We start from the raw sequence: 17,587 nt of genomic DNA on the forward strand, positions 1-17,587 counted from the left end.
CTAAGTTTGTTAAGATGACTAATTTTAACGTTAATTACAAGGTAAATTGTTAATCCGCGGTTATTTTTTCGTTGCGTTAAAAGTCTCTTTATATGTTATTAAAACATTAATAAACCTGCATTTTGACCTAAGTCATGCTTTAGCTAAATAACGTATTAGCAAGTTCGTGGTGCAACAACTAAAAAGCTATAATATGCAAAATTTATCTCGCTTGAATGTAAGCAACCTAAGGAAGTTTTGTGGTGTTTAATAAAACAAGTTTAAGTGTTTCTGTATTATTAGCAGCAAGTGGATTGCTTGTTATTAGTGCACCGGTGAGCGCATCGCAAACCACGTTATCGAGCCAAGTATTTGCGAATTTTAGTAATATTCAAATTGACGATCAGCACCAGGATATTGAAGATTGGCAACTTGATGTAAAGCGCTTTTATCTTAATTTAGACCATCAATTTAATGATGACTGGTCATTAACAGTGACCACAGATGTGCAGTGGCAACGCCAGCAAGACCCTACCGACATTTGGTTTCGTCATGCTTATATAAAACGCAATTTTAATCAAGGAAGTACGCTTAAAATTGGTGTTGCTGAACTGCCATGGATTGATTACATCGCACGCCGTGTAGGGTATCGTTATGTTGATCCGAGCTTAACGCCAAAAAACAAATTAGCCGGTCCAACCGATTTAGGTATTCATTATGGCCATAAATCGGCGCACTTTTCGTATGCTGTATCGGCTATTACTGGGGGTGGTTTTCAAAAGCCAACTGTGGGCGATCGAATTGATTTAGAAGCATCGGCTGTGTGGCATATAAATAAACAATTTGATTTTGCTTTAGGTGCTTATCAAGGTACACGCGCACTTGATAAAGACGAGGCCGAGAAAAATCATACTGCAGAGCGTTTCAATGCAGCGCTAAGTTACCTGCATCAAGGGGTACGTTTTGGCGTTGAATATGTATATAACAACAACTGGAACCAAGTTAACAAAATACCCAATAATGCGCCGCAAGCTCGGTTAAATTACTTGGCATACCCTGTTTATTTATATAGCTAGGCGCTGCACATAACACACGGCTATTATTGACTATTTTACGCGACAACATGCCAGAGTCGTTTAACTGCCCTACTCTTATAGCCACATCTTGAGCATCATCAACCACATTAATAAAGTGGTCCGTAATTAAAAAGTCGAGTTTTAATTGAGGATATTCACTTTCAAACTCGCTGAGCTTAGGCATAACATACTTAGAAAAAATCCACGGTAGCATAGTTACCCTTAGCAACCCACTCACAGTTGAGCTGCGAGCACCTATACTATGCTCTGCATCGTGCAGTGCCTCAATAATAGCGCCCACACGCGTGTAAAACACCTCTCCTGCAGGCGATAAACGTACTCGTCGACTATCCCTAAAGACTAAAACAGTAGACAACTCTCGCTCTAATTTACTAAGGCGATGGCTCACTGTTGCTGGCGATAAACCTTGCTCGCGCGCAGCGGCAAGTACACCTTTATTCTCTACTACGGCTATAAAAGTTTCTAAATCACTTATGTTATACATAAAAAGCTACTTTGGGTTTTCAATGTTTAATATTTTCGAATGAAGCTTCACTTTTGCAATCTATATTTAAATAACTAAAACTATATAATCTAACGTAACTTAATTATTGAGGTTATATATGAGTTTAAAAGCGCAAATTGACGCCTATAACGTGCAAAAAGAAGCAAAGCTCCCTGCAGATGTTATAGCACTAATGAATACGACAAACGCAGAGCTTATTGCCCAGCACATTAAAGATAATGCATTACAGGTAGGGCAAAAAGTTACCAATTTTAGCTTGGCTAATCATCAAGAGAACACGGTTGAACTTGCGACATTATTAAAACAAGGCCCAGTAATTATTAGCTTTTACCGTGGTGGCTGGTGCCCTTATTGCAATTTAGAGTTAAAAGCCCTAAATGATTACTTACCACAATTTAAAGCGCAAAATGCACAGTTAATTGCCATTTCACCACAACTTCCTGATGAAACACTGTCAACGGCGCAAAAAAACGACCTTGAATTTGATGTACTTTCAGATGTAAGTAATAAAATAGCCAAGCAGTTCGGTTTATTGTTTACACTCGATGAGCGTATTCAAGCGTTATATACCGAATTTGGTATTGATTTTGAGCACTACTACGGCGATAAAAGCTTTCAACTACCACTACCGGCCACTTATGTTATTAATCAACAAGGTGTGATCACTTACGCATTTGTAACTGAAGACTACACCCTACGCGCTGAACCTTTTGATGTATTAAACGCTTTAAAATCTGAGAGTAAATAATGTCTGTATTAACATCCCTAAAAACCCTAACCCTTTCATTAATTTTAGGCGCAAGCCTATTATCTGGAGATACTATGGCCGAACAAACCTCAAATAAACCTAAAGTGTTAATTTTTGACGTTAACGAAACACTCCTTGATCTAGATTCAATGCGCGCTTCTATAGGCGAAGCACTTGGTGGGCGAGAGGATTTATTACCATTGTGGTTTTCTACTATGCTACACCACTCGTTGGTATCAACTGTAATTGGCGATTATCAAGACTTTGGCCAAATTGGCGTGGCGTCATTATTAATGGTGGCACAAAACAACAATATTAATATTACCAGCGAGCAAGCAAAAACCGCGATTGTTACACCATTATTAACACTGCCTCCACACGCAGACGTAAAAGCAGGTTTAGCTGCATTAAGAGCACAAGGTTATAAGCTGGTTAGCCTAACAAACTCTTCAAATAAAGGCGTACAAGCACAATTTGAAAGCGCTGGTTTAACCCATTATTTTGACGAGCGCTACAGCATTGAAGATATTAAAGTGTACAAGCCTGACTTACGTGCGTACCAATGGGTACTTAAAAAACTTAATGTAAAACCAAATGAAGCCATGATGGTTGCAGCACATGGTTGGGACGTAGCCGGCGCAAAAGCAGCCGGTTTACAAACCACTTTTATTGCACGCCCAGGTAAAGCACTTTACCCACTGGCTAAAAAACCAGATCATGTTGTAAAAAACTTACATGAGTTAACCGAGCTGCTTAAATAACCTGATGTAATGGTCTCCTCCCCATACGGCATCTATGTGCCATGATTAAAGTGGTAAAAATTAATCAATACCCCAGCGGCCAATGTTAGGATAACGTTGGCCGTTTTTTTATATTTATAAAATGAATATAAATAAAGTATTCAAGCAGTTATTCAAAAAACATATATTCTAGTAATTTAGCACTAAGGACGCTATTATTACTTAAATGTGTTGCGGAGAGTGCTATGAACAGTCAAAGATTAAGTGAGTTTGAACAATATTTTCAAATTGATGAAAGTAACCGTGTAAACCTATACATAGTTGATGATAACGCCGTTCCAAAAAACCTTACCCAGTTAGACGCAGACATTCCCCCTTTATTTAAACTCGCTAATGAAGTAAGTAGCTTAGAGCAAAGCGCGCTTGGACCACTGCGTAATTTAGGTGATGTTGCCCAAGAGCTAGCAGTTTTTTTACAAGCGCAATCACGTAAAATAGACTTAATAATGAGCCATGTTCTCGCCTCAGAGCAAAGCGAAGATAACGCTATTTATTGCGATAGTTATGGCGGCGGTGGCGTAAAATTTACAACAGAGGATGTTTATTCTTTAGGGCAAAAGTTTCGGACTAAACTTTTTTTACACCATGAAGCGTCTGCTGTTTATTGCTATACCGAAGTCGTTGCAATTAAAAAAATCGATACCGAGCATTACCAATACACTTTACTCTTTATAGCCATAAGAGACAGCGACCAAGAACTAGTCGTTAGAGCCAGTTTGCATGCGCAAACCCGACAACTAAAAAAACGCCAGCAATTAGAGCAATCACAAAACATGCAAGCAGATGATAAATAGCTGACATGTACACTCAAACTGCTAAACTAGCGCTACCTTAATTTGTATCAATTACTCATGAATTTTAGACTTTTACCAGAATGGGCCGAGCAAGACGCTGTTATGCTAACTTGGCCGCATAAAAACACCGATTGGGCTGAAAACTTAGCACGCGTTGAGCCTGTGTATGTAGCGCTTGCAAAACATATTACCGCAGTACAACAGTTAGTTATTGTAGCGCACAGTGAGCCTGTAAAAGAGCATGTTATTGCGCTATTGCACGCCGCCAACGTCCCCTTAAACTGTGTTCACTTTGTAGTTACACCAACAAATGATACATGGGCACGCGATCACGGCCCCCTTACTTGCGCCGCTATAAATAACCCTAATCAGCTTAAAGTGTATGATTTTACCTTTAACGGTTGGGGCAATAAATTTGCAAGTAATTTAGATAATCAAATAAACCGTGTTTTAGTCAATGAGCTTAGCGATACAAATAATGACTACCAAGCAGTAGATATGGTGCTTGAAGGCGGTGGCATTGAAATAAACGAACACGGCGTACTACTTACTACCAGTGAATGTTTGCTCAATAAAAACCGCAACCCAAATTTAACCCCAAGTGACATTGCAACACTATTAAAACAGCACTTAGGAGCAACTGACTTTTTATGGGTTGACCATGGTTATTTAGCGGGCGACGACACCGACAGCCACATAGACACGCTAGTTCGCTTTGCACCAAACAATACTCTTGTTTATGTACAGTGCGACGATAAAACCGATGAGCATTACAACGCGCTGCATGCGATGGAAAAACAGCTTCAAGGCTTTAAAACTACCGATAACACCCCATATAATTTAATTGCCTTACCTTGGCCCAAAGCAGTGTATGACGATGAGCAAACACGTTTGCCTGCCACCTATGCTAACTACTTAATTATTAATAATACGGTATTAGTACCAACGTACGATGATGTAAGCGATAAGCTCGCCTTAGCGCAAATTCAACAAGCGTACCCAGAGCACACAATAGTGGGCATTAATTGCCTACCTATTATTGAACAATTTGGCAGTTTGCACTGTATAACAATGCAACTCCCACGTGGATTTTTAACTGGAGCAGCTCAATGACCAGCCCTGCAAAATTAACCGTTGCACTCGTACAACAAAGCAATAGCGATAATGCTGAGCAAAATATGGCAAAGTCGATTGCCGCAATTCGTGAAGCAGCCAGCAAAGGCGCTAAATTAGTTGTGCTGCAAGAGCTACACCGTAGCCTGTACTTTTGCCAAACCGAAGATGTAGACGTGTTTGATTTAGCCGAAACCATTCCAGGCCCAAGCACGCATACTTTAGGTGAGCTGGCAAAAGAGTTAAGCATTGTAATTGTGGCGTCGTTATTTGAAAAACGTGCTACCGGCCTTTATCACAATACCGCTGTAGTACTTGAAAATGACGGCAGTATTGCCGGTAAATACCGTAAAATGCATATTCCCGATGACCCTGGTTTTTACGAAAAATTTTACTTTACTCCAGGCGATTTAGGCTTTGAGCCAATTCAAACCTCAGTAGGTAAATTGGGCGTATTAGTATGTTGGGATCAGTGGTTTCCTGAAGCTGCACGCTTAATGGCAATGGCCGGTGCTGAGCTACTTATTTATCCAACTGCAATAGGCTGGGATCCGCGTGATGATAGCGATGAACAAACCCGCCAAAAAGATGCGTGGGTTATTAGCCAGCGCGCCCATGCGATTGCCAATGGTGTACCGGTAATTAGTTGTAACCGCGTTGGAGTCGAGCAAGACCCAAGTGAGCAAAGCGAAGGGATTCAATTTTGGGGGAACTCTTTTATTGCAGGGCCACAAGGTGAATTACTTGCTGAGGCTAATAATACTGACGAGCAAATTTTAGTAATTGAGCTTGATCAACAGCGCAGCGAAAACGTAAGACGTATTTGGCCGTATTTACGCGACCGCAGAATTGATCACTACCAAGACTTAACAAAAATTTACCGCGATTAAATAAAATTACTTGGCCCTTATTACATAATAAATTAGGGCCAATTTATAAATGGAGTAATAAATGGCGTTTGAGCAATGGGCAGCCTTGCCTTGGGTGAAATCTCAAAAAGATAAAATTCAATGGGGGCAACTTAGCGGCAGCGGTTTAAGCATTGCTATTGCTGAGGGTGTAAAACAACAAGACAATTTAGTATTAATTGTAACCCCAGACACGCCAAGCGCCCTGCGCCTTGAAACCGAGCTAGAGTATTTATTGCCCGACAACCCGGTAATGATATTTCCTGACTGGGAAACCCTGCCTTACGACCATTTTTCTCCTCATCAAGATATTATTTCTGCCCGGTTAGCCACTTTAAATACGCTCAAAAATGAGCAACAAAGTGTATTAATTGTACCTGTTTCTACCTTAATGCTGCGCACCGCCCCGGCTTCGTTTATTTATGGGTCCACAATTAACTTTAAAGTGGGCGATAAACTCGATACTCATAATTTTAGAAATAATTTAGAACAAGCAGGTTATTTAAACGTACAGCAAGTAATGGAGCACGGCGAGTACGCCATTCGCGGCTCTATTGTCGACTTATACCCTATGGGCAGCCCGCATCCTTTTAGGCTCGACTTTTTTGACGACGAGCTCGACAGCATTCGTTTATTTGATGTTGAAACCCAGCGCTCGGATGAAAAAGTAGATAAAATTGAACTACTCCCGGCACACGAATTCCCCACTAACGAAGCCGATATTGAACGCTTTAGAATAGCGTATCGTGAAAAGTTTGGTGCCAGCGCGCAGCAAGACTCTGTTTACATGCAAGTGAGTAAAGGTAATTGGCCTGCCGGTATAGAATATTATATGCCGCTGTTTTTTGAGCAACTGGCCACTATTTTTGATTACCTACCTGAAACCACAACGGTAATGCAGCTTGGTGATTTAGAACATGCCGCCGATAATTTTTGGCATGATGTAAACGTGCGTTATGAAAACCGCCGCGTAGACCCACTGCGTCCATTATTAGAGCCCAGCGCACTGTATCAACCCATTAATGAATTGTTTGCTAATTTAAGTAACTATGCGCGTATTCGCTTATCTCAAGCAAAGTTGGGTACTAAAGCCGGCAATAAAAATTTAACCGTTAGTGAATTACCTGTTATTCGCATTGATCATAAACAAAGCGAACCTTACGGTGCGTTTATAAACTATGTGGCGGCGCAAAAAAAGCAAAAAGGCCGTATTTTACTTAGCGTAGAATCGGATGGCCGGCGCGAGTCATTACTGGGAGTATTAAAACCCAGCGGCTTAAAGTTTAAAGAATTTACTAGTTTTGAGCAGTTTACAAAAAGCCAAAGCGATGTTGGCTTAATTGTTAGCCCACTAGAGCAAAGTGTTGTATTAGGTACTAAACCTAGTTTATCTATAATCACCGAACAAGAACTGCTTGGCATAAAAGTATCGCAGCGCCGTCGCCGTAAGCATAAATACCAAGCCAGCCAAGATGCGCTAATTCGTAACTTAGCCGAGCTTAAAGAAGGCCAACCTATTGTACATCTTGATCACGGCGTTGGTCGCTATCAAGGTTTACAAACCATAGATGCCGCAGGCATTATCACCGAATTTGTTACCATTACTTACGCCAGTGAAGCAAAACTGTATGTACCGGTTTCGGCGCTGCATATGCTCAGCCGTTATTCGGGCGGCGAAGAAGCTAGTGCACCACTGCATAAACTTGGCTCAGATGCATGGGACAAAGCTAAAAAACGTGCTGCTGAAAAAGTGCGCGATGTAGCCGCTGAGTTACTTGATATTTACGCTCAGCGCCAAGCAAAACCAGGGAATAAATTTACCCTCGATGCCCCAGCTTATCGCCAATTTAGCGACAGCTTCCCGTTTGAAGAAACCGACGATCAACGCAATGCCATTGAAGCCGTATTAGGCGATATGCAATCAAAACAAGCCATGGACCGTTTAGTGTGTGGCGATGTAGGCTTTGGTAAAACCGAAGTCGCCATGCGCGCCGCATTTGTAGCTGTTAACGATAACAAACAAGTAGCTATTTTGGTGCCTACAACATTACTTGCCCAACAACACTTTGAAAACTTTAAAGACCGTTTTGCCGACTTTCCTATTGAGGTAGGTGTATTGTCGCGTTTTAACTCACCTAAAGAGCAAAAAGACACGCTTGAAAAAATGGCCAACGGCAAGCTCGATATTGTCATTGGTACTCATAAGCTGATCCAGGCTGATATTATATTTAACGATTTAGGCTTATTAATTGTTGATGAAGAACATCGCTTTGGGGTGCGCCAAAAGGAGAAGATTAAAGCGCTACGCGCCGATGTCGACATACTCACTTTAACTGCAACGCCTATCCCGCGTACCTTAAATATGGCCATGAGCGGTATGCGCGACTTATCTATTATTGCCACTCCACCTGCAAAGCGTTTAGCAGTAAAAACCTTTGTGCGCCAACGCGATGTAGAATTAATACGTGAAGCGGTACTGCGAGAAATTAAACGCGGTGGCCAAGTTTACTTTTTACATAATAACGTAGAGACAATTGAGCGCGTAGCACAAGAAATAAGTGAATGGGTGCCCGAGGCAAGCGTAACCAGTGCACATGGGCAAATGCGCGAGCAAGAGCTTGAGCAAATAATGGCTGACTTTTACCACCAAAAATACAACGTATTAGTGTGTACCACTATAATAGAAACCGGTATTGACATACCAACTGCTAACACCATAATTATGGATAGAGCCGACAAACTAGGTTTAGCGCAGTTACATCAATTACGTGGACGTGTTGGTCGCAGCCATCACCAAGCTTATGCCTACTTATTAACAGGCGATCCTAAAGCTCTTTCTAAAGATGCAAGCAAACGCTTACAAGCAATAGAGTCATTAGAAGACTTAGGCGCAGGTTTTGCACTAGCAACCCACGATTTAGAAATTCGTGGTGCGGGTGAGCTTTTAGGTGATGATCAATCAGGACAAATGCAAACCATTGGCTTTAGCTTATACATGGAAATGCTTGAACAAGCAGTAAAAGCATTGCGAGAAGGCAAAGAGCCCACCCTTGAAAACCTCTTGCAAAAACAAACTGAGGTAGACTTAAAGCTACCGGCTTTATTACCCGATGATTATATTTACGATGTGAACGCACGTTTAGGTATGTACAAGCGCGTTGCTAGTTGTGCTAATGTTGCCGATATGGACGAATTGCAGGTAGAATTAATCGACCGCTTTGGCTTATTACCCGACGCGGCTAAAAACCTCTTTAGCCTGCAGCAATTAAAAATGCGAGCAAGTGATTTAGGTATAACAAAAATTGAGGCAAACCCGAAAGGTGGTTACTTTGAATTTAGCCAAAACACTAAGGTTAATCCTAGCTTCATCATAGGCTTGATACAAAGTGCACCGCGCGTGTACAAAATGGATGGCGCAAATAAACTGCGCTTTGTTATTAGTGAGGCAAATGCCCGCGAACGCTTGAAAATGGTCACTGCAATGCTTGCAGATTTCGAAAAAAAGGTTAGCCATTAATGTTGCTAAAAAAATCGCTTATTATTTTATGCTGCTTATTTAGCAGCACCGCAATTGCTGAGCGCTGGTTTGAAGTAGAAGTACTGGTATTTAAACAACGCCCTGCTCCGTACTTACAAGAAGACTTTAGCCTTAAAAAACCAGCTATTGAAGATAAAAACACACTTGATTTACTCACCCCACTTTACACTGAGCAAGCTATGCAAGCGTGTATTGATGGCGATACACGCTTTGAAAAACGCTCTTTTACTGATTCTTTAGTTAACTCAAAACAGCAATCTGGCGTGTGTGATAATAGTATTGATTATTTAAAAAGTTACGATCAGCTACCGGTAACACCGCTTGTAGCTGCACAAGATACAATGCAGCAAACATACATTTTAGCACCAACACAGCTGCAATTTAACAGCCAACGCCAAGCCCTAGAGCGCAAAGGGTTAACGCCACTATTACATACTGGCTGGCGTTTTGAGGGGGCAAGCAAGTCGCGTGCACCTAGCATGCATTTAATCGCCGGCGAGCACATTAAAAGTGCAGAGCAAAGCGCACCAAGTTATGCAAACCCAGACTTTGTTAGCTTAGTTAACTCGCAAAATTCTTTTTTTAATGCACCTAAAGAACCCACTATGAAGTGGGAACTCGACGGTTTATTTAAAATACATTTACGCCATTATTTATACATAACGGCTAATTTCGATATTAGCCAAAAGCGCGATAGTGGTGAAATAGAAGCAGCTCGTTTTTCACAATTCAGACGAGTAATAAGTGAAGAAATACACTATTTTGATCACCCTAGAATGGGAATGATCGTCCAAATTAGAAAATTCAAACATTAGTATGATGTTATTTAACACATAGGAAATAACAATGAAAAAACTCCTGATTATTGCAGCAACGCTAAGCCTAGCGGCGTGTTCTAAAGTAAATGTTGAGAACTACGAAAAAATAAAAATTGGTATGGATAAATCAGAAGTTGAAGTTTTTTTAGGAAGCGCTGATAACTGCGTAGAAAAAACACTGCATACCAACTGCGTTTGGGGTGACGATGCGAAAAATATCGAAATTATACTCGTATCAAACAAGGTAACTTTATTTACCAAAAAAGGGTTAGCAAACAACTAACGCTAACCCTTTAGAGGAATAACATGGGATGTAACCGGTTACAGCCTTTGTTATTCCTGCTTAGTACCGTCATCTGAGTAAATAAGTTCAATATTAACTATTTTACTGCGGTTCATGGTTATTTTATAACGCTGATACAGCTTTTTATCTCGCTCGGTTAGCACTAATACCATATTTAATTGATAACGCCGCTCTACAGCCTGCTTAGAAATCTTATTACTCTCAAGATGATATAACTTACCCTCACCTTTTTTAAGATAGCGAGAAAACGGCGCAAGGCTAAACTGCAGTGTTTGATGCAAACTATCGTAACCTGGTAAAAACTCTCGGGCATTTACACGTGTTTCGCTTGCAAAGTGTAACCACTGTGCAGCGAGCTTATTTTGTTGCCGGCGTTTGGAGAAAATAGCACGGACTTCTTTTGGAATATTTTTAAAGCGCGTATATTCTAACCAAATAAGCTGGCTCGCAACTTTGTCTTTGGTCACGCTATTTTTAAAAACAAACCGCCACTTAGGCCGCCCACGTACAATAGAGCGCCAAATAATTCGGGTTATATCTTCTTTAAATATTTCGCGAAGGCCATAAATAAGCCCCAATATTAAGATTAATGTTGCTGTAACTTCTGTAAAAGTTGCGCGTGCGTTGAGTATAACTATCATCACTAACGCCATAATTACAGCGGTTACCGAGCCCTTAACTAAACGTTTTAAATAACTATTAAGGTAGCGAGTTTGGCGGTTTAAAATTACACCATGTTCAATTAAACGCTGCAATAACCGCATTTTATTAGTAATGCGGTTTGCATCTTTAAGGGTTGATTCTGAATTATATTGTTGCTCTTCGCGATAGCTGCTTTCTGACTTACAAAAGTTAACTAAGTCGTTGCGCTCTTTTGCATAGTCACTACTGCGTGGTCCTTCATCAAGCAGTTTTAAAAACGACTGTTCTATTTGCCAACTAAGGTAGTTATCGGCATTGGTGTAAAATGAAATTAGCTTTTCATCTTCAGGGGTATAACGTCTTAGTTTTCTTAATAAGCTTTGACTTTGCTCGCACAGCTCACCCGCCCGTTGATAAAATTCATCAGGGTCTTCTATTTTGAGGGTTTCTTTAATATCTGCATCAATAGCCAAGCGCACCTGATAACAATACAAATTGAGGTTTTGTCGGTAATCTCGCTGCTCACCTTTGTTTTTACTTACAAAACGGCTTCGCACTAGCGGTAGGTGAATATTATTGGCGTTATAAGCTAAATAAGATTTAAATTGATTATTAAAATAGGATTCTTCACTAAGGGTTTGTGCATTCACGCCCATTTCGTTGGGAATAGAAAAGTATAAATCAAGGCGTTGCTCTGAGCGTTGGCCCAGCTGCGGTTCAATAATAAAAGATAAATTCTCATCTTGCTTTAACAATTAAATCTCCTTGTAATATAGCTCCTTAGTGTACTTGCCTGAAGTATTTTGTTCAATAAAAAAGGCCTAGTAAAAACTAGGCCTTAAAATATTTATTCTGCTAATTAAAATTTAAAATTAACACTCGCAAAAATACGCGAACCAATTACATCGTATATCTCAGGAACTGTTCCCATATCATTACCACCTAATACAGACTCAGGCTCTTTATCAAAGATATTATTCATACCACCAGTAATGCGTAAATCATCACTTACGCTGTAGCTCATAGAAATATCATGATAAACAGTATTGTCAGTGCTAAAGAAGTCACCGTAATACTCGCCATCCATTCCTTTAACGAATCTTGCATTATAAAGAAAGCTTAAAGCTTCGCTTACATCGTAATTTACAGATAGATTTGATTTGATTTTAGCATAGCCACCGATATTGCCATCGATAGTGCCTGTGTAATCAATATCATCTTGTTCAAATTCGATTAAGTATGTTGTATCAAGGTTGATAGCATAGTTATCTGCTTTGTATGAGATATTCCAATCAACACCAGATGTTTTTTGCGAGCCAACATTTGTTAATGCTGAACTCATATTTGATAAATCACCTGTTGATGTAATATTGATTGATGAACATGACTCAAGCGTACCAGCAAAACAATTTCTCATTTCGTTCTGAACGTCTAGACGCGTAATTGCATCAGTTATATCAAACTTCCAGTAATCCATGGTGCTTGATAAGCCATCAGTAATTTCCCATACCATACCAAAAGTAAATGACTTACTTTCTTCTGCTTTAAGGTTTTTGTCACTGGTGTAATTTACTTCGATTTGAGGGTCTTGCTCATTACCCCATGGATCTTCTAGGTAATCGAAAGAGCCTGAGTTACCACCAAAAAGCTCAGCAACATTAGGTGCTCTAAAGCCAGTCGCTAATACAGAGCGAACCATAAACTCATCTGTTACGTTCCAAGTTGCACCAAGCTTCCACGTTGTTGCACCACCAAACGTTGAGTAGTTATCGTAACGTGCAGCACCTTCAATTGTTACTGACTCAAGCACTGGCATAGACGCTTCAAAATACACAGACTGTACTGAGTAATCACCTTCAGTTGGATCTTGTTGTGCCGCTGTACTTTCACCGCGTTGAGTGATCATATCTGGAGTGTAATAACCACTTTCAAATCTGTTTTCAACACCAATTGCATAACCAATATCGTTATCTGTTAGTGCACTGTAACCTGCAGCTAGAATAAACTGCTCGTTACCACCTTCATTTGACTCAGTGTAAATTGCACCATCTGACACTAACATATCGCGATTTAATGCATCGCCAGCAAACCAAAGCGCTTGATTAGCATAAATGCTTTGCTCAACATTGCTTGCATGGATAGAGTTTTGAACTTTATCTTTAGAATCATTACGGCCATAAGTAGCACTTACATCCCAGCTAGCGTCGTTATCTAACGTACCCGCTAATGCAACAGACGCTCTGTAGGTATCGGTTTTTTGCTCATAAATACGAGGACCTGCATCAACCATTCTGCGACGATACTCTAAGGTATCTGCAAGAGCACCCTTACCATCTACAAAAGCACTTGTATAAGCAGCATCTAAATTAGCTGTTTTTAAATCAATATTTGCTGGTTGTGGTGCAAGCTGTTGAGTCGAATCACGACGCGTATACATCAAATCAACATTAAATGTTGTATCTGAGTCTAACTCTTTATCAAAGCTAGTAAAAATACTGTACAAGTCGTTTGGTGTTTGTGCATAGCTAGAAGTCGTATAATCATAGCCTTTATTACGGTCTATAAAACCACCATTTCCATCTGGCATTTTACCACCAAGTGTTCCCTCTGGAATAAATGATGATTGACCTGGCTCTACAAAGCTTCTGTCTGATTGGATTATTTCGCCGCGGCTTGAATACTGCGCACCTACAACTAAATTACCTTCAGCAATTTGCATTCCGTGTAATAAACTTACACCGTAGTTATTGCCATCACCTTTTGTAGTGCGGCTACCTTCTACATTAACTTCTGAACCTTCAAAGTCTTTCTTGGTTATTATATTAACAACACCAGCGATAGCATCTGAACCGTATACTGCAGAAGCACCATCTTTTAAAATTTCAATAGACTTAATCATTGCAACTGGAATCGTATTTAAATCAACAGAAGAATCTGCACCGGTTCCAGATGAAACCATACGACGACCATTTAATAATACTAGAGTACGCTGAGAGCCCATACCACGTAGGTTTACAGTAGCAGTACCACCTGAACCATTATTACTCGAACCACCTAAGCTCATCCCTGCCGCTGATGGTTGATTAGAAAGCACGTCTGCAACTGATGTGTAACCACTTTTTGCAATAAAGTCATCGCCTATAACTGTAATAGGGCTAGCCGTTTCCATATCTGTACGGTTAATACGAGAGCCTGTTACTTGAATTTTTTCAATTGACTTTGCCGCTTCGTCAGCCGCTAAAACTTGCACACTTGAGAACATTGGAATAGCAGCGATAACCGCTAAGCCAAGAGTTGATTTTTTCATGGATGAACCCTACTTGTTGAAAATTTACCTAAATGGTAATGCTCACTTTTATAAGAATTGTGAGTCAGAAAACAGCAACTTAGGCGTGATTAACTGAACAAAAACTTAACGAAAGGCTAATTAAAAACCAACCGAAAAACACAACACCCAAAAAAGGTACAAACGTTACACTATGTTTCCTTGTTAATTAATAAATACACTTCAAAATCAATACACTAAATGCATTGCGCTACATTAAAAGCACAGGTGAAATCAAACTAATGGACTTTGTAATTAAATGTAATTAACTCAACAATGTACCTTTAACCGGTAATTTAACAAGTTAATCACAGTAGGTTATTAAAACCGTAAAACTAGATGTTAATTGATAACTATATTTATGCGCTTTGAGTTATTAATTAGTCTGATTTAACGCATATATAGCTTTTAAAGGAGAGATTTTTTATTCAGCCAAGATTAAACAAGTAAATTATTCACCAATTTAATGAAGCAATGATTGCCTCAAACCTAGTAGTACACTTAATTAACCAAATACCATTGATGCATTTTTCGAAATTAAAAAGAGAAAGTAAAAATTACAAAAGGCAGGAGTGCTAAGTGCTAGCTAAAATGATGTGAGTGTACGAAGTACTCTTATTGTAGGCTTAATCTTCTTGCGCTAAAGCTAACCCTCTGCGGATTTAGCTTTTCTGCGCCAAGAAATAAAAAGTAACGCTTAACTTAAAGAGAGTAAGCACAACTAAACTGATCTCAACCAGAATGCTTATCTCCCTGCTGCAAATTAAGCGAGCTACTTAATAAGCAATATAAGCAATGGCATGTTTAGTAAGTAACGTAAAAATAATAATATACCGAGTTGCTTTGCTGTGTTACCTCATCGGTTACGTTAAGGATTAATTTCCACAGCATATTTTTTTCAGCGCAAATACCTACCATAGTTTCACTTTGCCAAGTGTTGCCATGGCGCTTAAATTGCTGAGGAATATACCCCATATACATAGTTACGCCTTCAAGTTTTGCATTCGTAATAACATGCCCTTTAGGTAACTCGGCAAATATGGAGAATGGTGTTTCGGGGGATAAATCACCATCGCTAAGCCACACTTTAACGCCATTTGGAAAAGTACAGGCTAAACCGGCTTCGCAAGCAAGGTTTTTTAATTGTTGTGTATCGCTGGTTTTTGAATAATCACACGCAACTAAAAAAATTAGTAAAAAAAACAAACATACTCTATATATATACATGTGGCAGGTACTCACAATCCAAAAAATAATGGCTGGCACTAATTTAATAGTCACAAGGTCAAATCACACTTTTATTACAAATAACGTACAATTCACCTCAAAAAGTAAACAGCAAGCTAGTAAAGTTTGATTGATGTCATAATATTATGTAATTGACCTATCTTTTTTAAGCCAAAAATTTTATCATTTCAACCGCAAAAAAATAAGGGTTTCTCGAGTCTGTTTTCTAAAATAATCGCATTTTTAATGTTTTAGATGGCAAGCTTGTGAAGTAATAGTAGGCCCCACTTTTTTTAGGTGGGTAATTCATTTCTAAACGCATTTATTGCAGCGGAAGCCAGAAAATGAGCCAGACAGTAGCATCACACACTGAGTACAACTATAAAGTTGTACGCCAATTCGCTATTATGACAGTGATTTGGGGCATCGTTGGCATGAGTATTGGGGTTCTGATTGCTGCCCAACTAGCTTGGCCAGCACTTAACTTTGATACACCATGGTTAACATACTCTCGACTTCGTCCGTTACACACGAACGCAGTTATTTTCGCATTTGGTACAAGTGCACTTTTTGCGACGTCTTATTACGTCGTTCAACGTACCTGTCAAACGCGCCTTCTTTCAGATAAATTAGCAGCTTTTACCTTTTGGGGTTGGCAGCTTGTTATTGTGCTTGCTGTTATTACACTACCTTTGGGTATTACAAGTTCTAAAGAATATGCAGAACTTGAGTGGCCAATTGATATTTTAATAGCCGTTGTATGGGTAACTTATGCCGTAGTATTTATGGGCACAATCGCAAAGCGTAAAGTGTCTCATATATATGTAGCTAACTGGTTCTATGCTGGCTTTATCATTACGGTTGCTGTACTTCATATTGTAAACAGTATGGCTGTACCTGTGTCGTTAACTAAATCGTATTCCATTTATGCTGGTGCAGTTGATGCAATGGTACAGTGGTGGTACGGACACAATGCCGTTGGCTTTTTATTAACAGCTGGCTTTTTAGGTATGATGTATTACTTTGTACCAAAACAAGCAGGCCGTCCGGTTTACTCTTACCGCTTATCAGTGGTTCACTTTTGGGCGCTTATTTCGCTTTATATTTGGGCAGGTCCTCATCACCTTCACTACACTGCGCTTCCTGATTGGACGCAAAGTTTAGGCATGGTTATGTCTATTATCCTATTCGTTCCATCTTGGGGTGGCATGATTAACGGTATTATGACGTTGTCTGGTGCATGGCATAAGCTTCGTACTGACCCTGTTTTACGTTTCTTAGTTGTTTCATTATCTTTTTACGGTATGTCAACGTTTGAAGGCCCAATGATGGCAATTAAATCTGTAAACGCGCTTTCTCATTACACCGACTGGACTGTAGGACACGTTCACTCAGGTGCATTAGGTTGGGTTGCAATGATATCTATCGGCGCTATTTACCACTTAATCCCTGCGCTATTCTCGCAAGGTCGTATGTACAGCGTTAAATTAATTAACACACATTTTTGGTTACACACTGTTGGTGTTGTTTTATACATAGTAGCAATGTGGATCTCAGGTGTAATGCAAGGTCTAATGTGGCGTGCAGTTAACTCTGATGGCACATTAATGTATAGCTTTGTACAGTCTTTAGAGGCGTCTCATCCTTTCTATGTTATACGCTTTATTGGTGGTGTGTTCATCGTAGTAGGTATGCTAGTTATGGCTTATAACGTTTATCGTACAGTGGCAGCGAAGAATGATTCGCTGCAATTAGACGAACAAGCACAATTAGCATAACGGAGTGAGAT

The 17,587-nt window shown here is 39.8% G+C and carries 13 protein-coding genes and 1 pseudogene; 10 read left to right on the forward strand and 4 right to left on the reverse strand.

All coding sequences use genetic code 11. The features are described 5' to 3' along the window. Positions 1-242: 242 nt before the first annotated feature. Entirely contained in the window at positions 243-1,055 is an 813-nt protein-coding gene (locus AAEY55_RS09960) for a hypothetical protein (RefSeq protein ID WP_339685124.1), read from the forward strand. Here the strand turns inward: AAEY55_RS09960 and AAEY55_RS09965 are convergent. Continuing rightward, positions 991-1,560: pseudogene (locus AAEY55_RS09965) on the reverse strand (LysR family transcriptional regulator); the annotation flags it as partial. The gene AAEY55_RS09960 and the pseudogene AAEY55_RS09965 overlap by 65 nt on opposite strands. Before the next feature lie 118 nt (positions 1,561-1,678). Between AAEY55_RS09965 and AAEY55_RS09970 the strand changes: the two are divergent. From AAEY55_RS09970 to AAEY55_RS10005, 8 genes are all read left to right on the forward strand, one after another. After that, a complete protein-coding gene (locus tag AAEY55_RS09970) occupies positions 1,679-2,329 on the forward strand; it encodes a peroxiredoxin-like family protein (RefSeq protein ID WP_339685122.1) in 651 nt (216 codons plus the stop codon). Next, positions 2,329-3,090: a haloacid dehalogenase type II gene (locus AAEY55_RS09975; RefSeq protein ID WP_041454475.1), complete on the forward strand. Its 762-nt coding sequence runs from the start codon at positions 2,329-2,331 to the stop codon at positions 3,088-3,090. Before AAEY55_RS09970 ends, AAEY55_RS09975 begins: the two co-directional genes overlap by 1 nt. Before the next feature lie 224 nt (positions 3,091-3,314). Beyond that, positions 3,315-3,923 carry a PilZ domain-containing protein gene (locus AAEY55_RS09980; RefSeq protein ID WP_011328508.1) on the forward strand — a complete coding sequence of 203 codons (609 nt, stop codon included), beginning with the start codon at positions 3,315-3,317 and terminating at the stop codon, positions 3,921-3,923. A 57-nt stretch (positions 3,924-3,980) separates the two neighbouring features. Next, complete coding sequence (locus tag AAEY55_RS09985; protein ID WP_089368451.1) at positions 3,981-5,036, forward strand: agmatine/peptidylarginine deiminase; 1,056 nt, start codon at positions 3,981-3,983, stop codon at positions 5,034-5,036. After that, positions 5,033-5,926, forward strand: a complete 894-nt coding sequence (locus tag AAEY55_RS09990) for a carbon-nitrogen hydrolase (RefSeq protein WP_086994936.1) — start codon at positions 5,033-5,035, stop codon at positions 5,924-5,926. Before AAEY55_RS09985 ends, AAEY55_RS09990 begins: the two co-directional genes overlap by 4 nt. 61 nt (positions 5,927-5,987) lie before the next feature. Further along, the gene (gene mfd / locus AAEY55_RS09995) at positions 5,988-9,461 is read left to right on the forward strand and encodes a transcription-repair coupling factor (protein WP_350551070.1); all 3,474 of its coding nucleotides are present in this window, start codon (positions 5,988-5,990) and stop codon (positions 9,459-9,461) included. Further along, entirely contained in the window at positions 9,461-10,297 is an 837-nt protein-coding gene (locus AAEY55_RS10000) for a peptidoglycan binding protein CsiV (RefSeq protein ID WP_179807303.1), read from the forward strand. The genes mfd and AAEY55_RS10000 overlap by 1 nt, the downstream gene beginning before the upstream one ends. 31 nt (positions 10,298-10,328) lie before the next feature. After that, the gene (locus AAEY55_RS10005) at positions 10,329-10,583 is read left to right on the forward strand and encodes a DUF3862 domain-containing protein (protein ID WP_086994927.1); all 255 of its coding nucleotides are present in this window, start codon (positions 10,329-10,331) and stop codon (positions 10,581-10,583) included. A 50-nt stretch (positions 10,584-10,633) separates the two neighbouring features. On the opposite strand, the gene AAEY55_RS10010 is transcribed toward AAEY55_RS10005, so the two are convergent. From AAEY55_RS10010 to AAEY55_RS10020, 3 genes are all read right to left on the reverse strand, one after another. Further along, positions 10,634-12,001, reverse strand: coding sequence for a hypothetical protein (locus AAEY55_RS10010; protein WP_208833897.1), 1,368 nt, complete (start codon positions 11,999-12,001; stop codon positions 10,634-10,636). A 104-nt stretch (positions 12,002-12,105) separates the two neighbouring features. Next, positions 12,106-14,553: a TonB-dependent receptor gene (locus AAEY55_RS10015; RefSeq protein WP_011328515.1), complete on the reverse strand. Its 2,448-nt coding sequence runs from the start codon at positions 14,551-14,553 to the stop codon at positions 12,106-12,108. Between the two features lie 822 nt (positions 14,554-15,375). Next, positions 15,376-15,798 (reverse strand): hypothetical protein, encoded by a 423-nt coding sequence (locus AAEY55_RS10020; protein ID WP_182683372.1) that lies wholly within the window; start codon positions 15,796-15,798, stop codon positions 15,376-15,378. Positions 15,799-16,142: 344 nt separating this feature from the next. Between AAEY55_RS10020 and ccoN the strand changes: the two genes are divergently transcribed. Then, positions 16,143-17,576 (forward strand): cytochrome-c oxidase, cbb3-type subunit I, encoded by a 1,434-nt coding sequence (gene ccoN, locus AAEY55_RS10025; protein WP_011328517.1) that lies wholly within the window; start codon positions 16,143-16,145, stop codon positions 17,574-17,576. The last annotated feature ends 11 nt before the right edge of the window (positions 17,577-17,587 follow it).

Source organism: Pseudoalteromonas sp. 120-MNA-CIBAN-0494 (assembly GCF_040308885.1).
GTDB classification, from domain to species: domain Bacteria; phylum Pseudomonadota; class Gammaproteobacteria; order Enterobacterales; family Alteromonadaceae; genus Pseudoalteromonas; species Pseudoalteromonas nigrifaciens.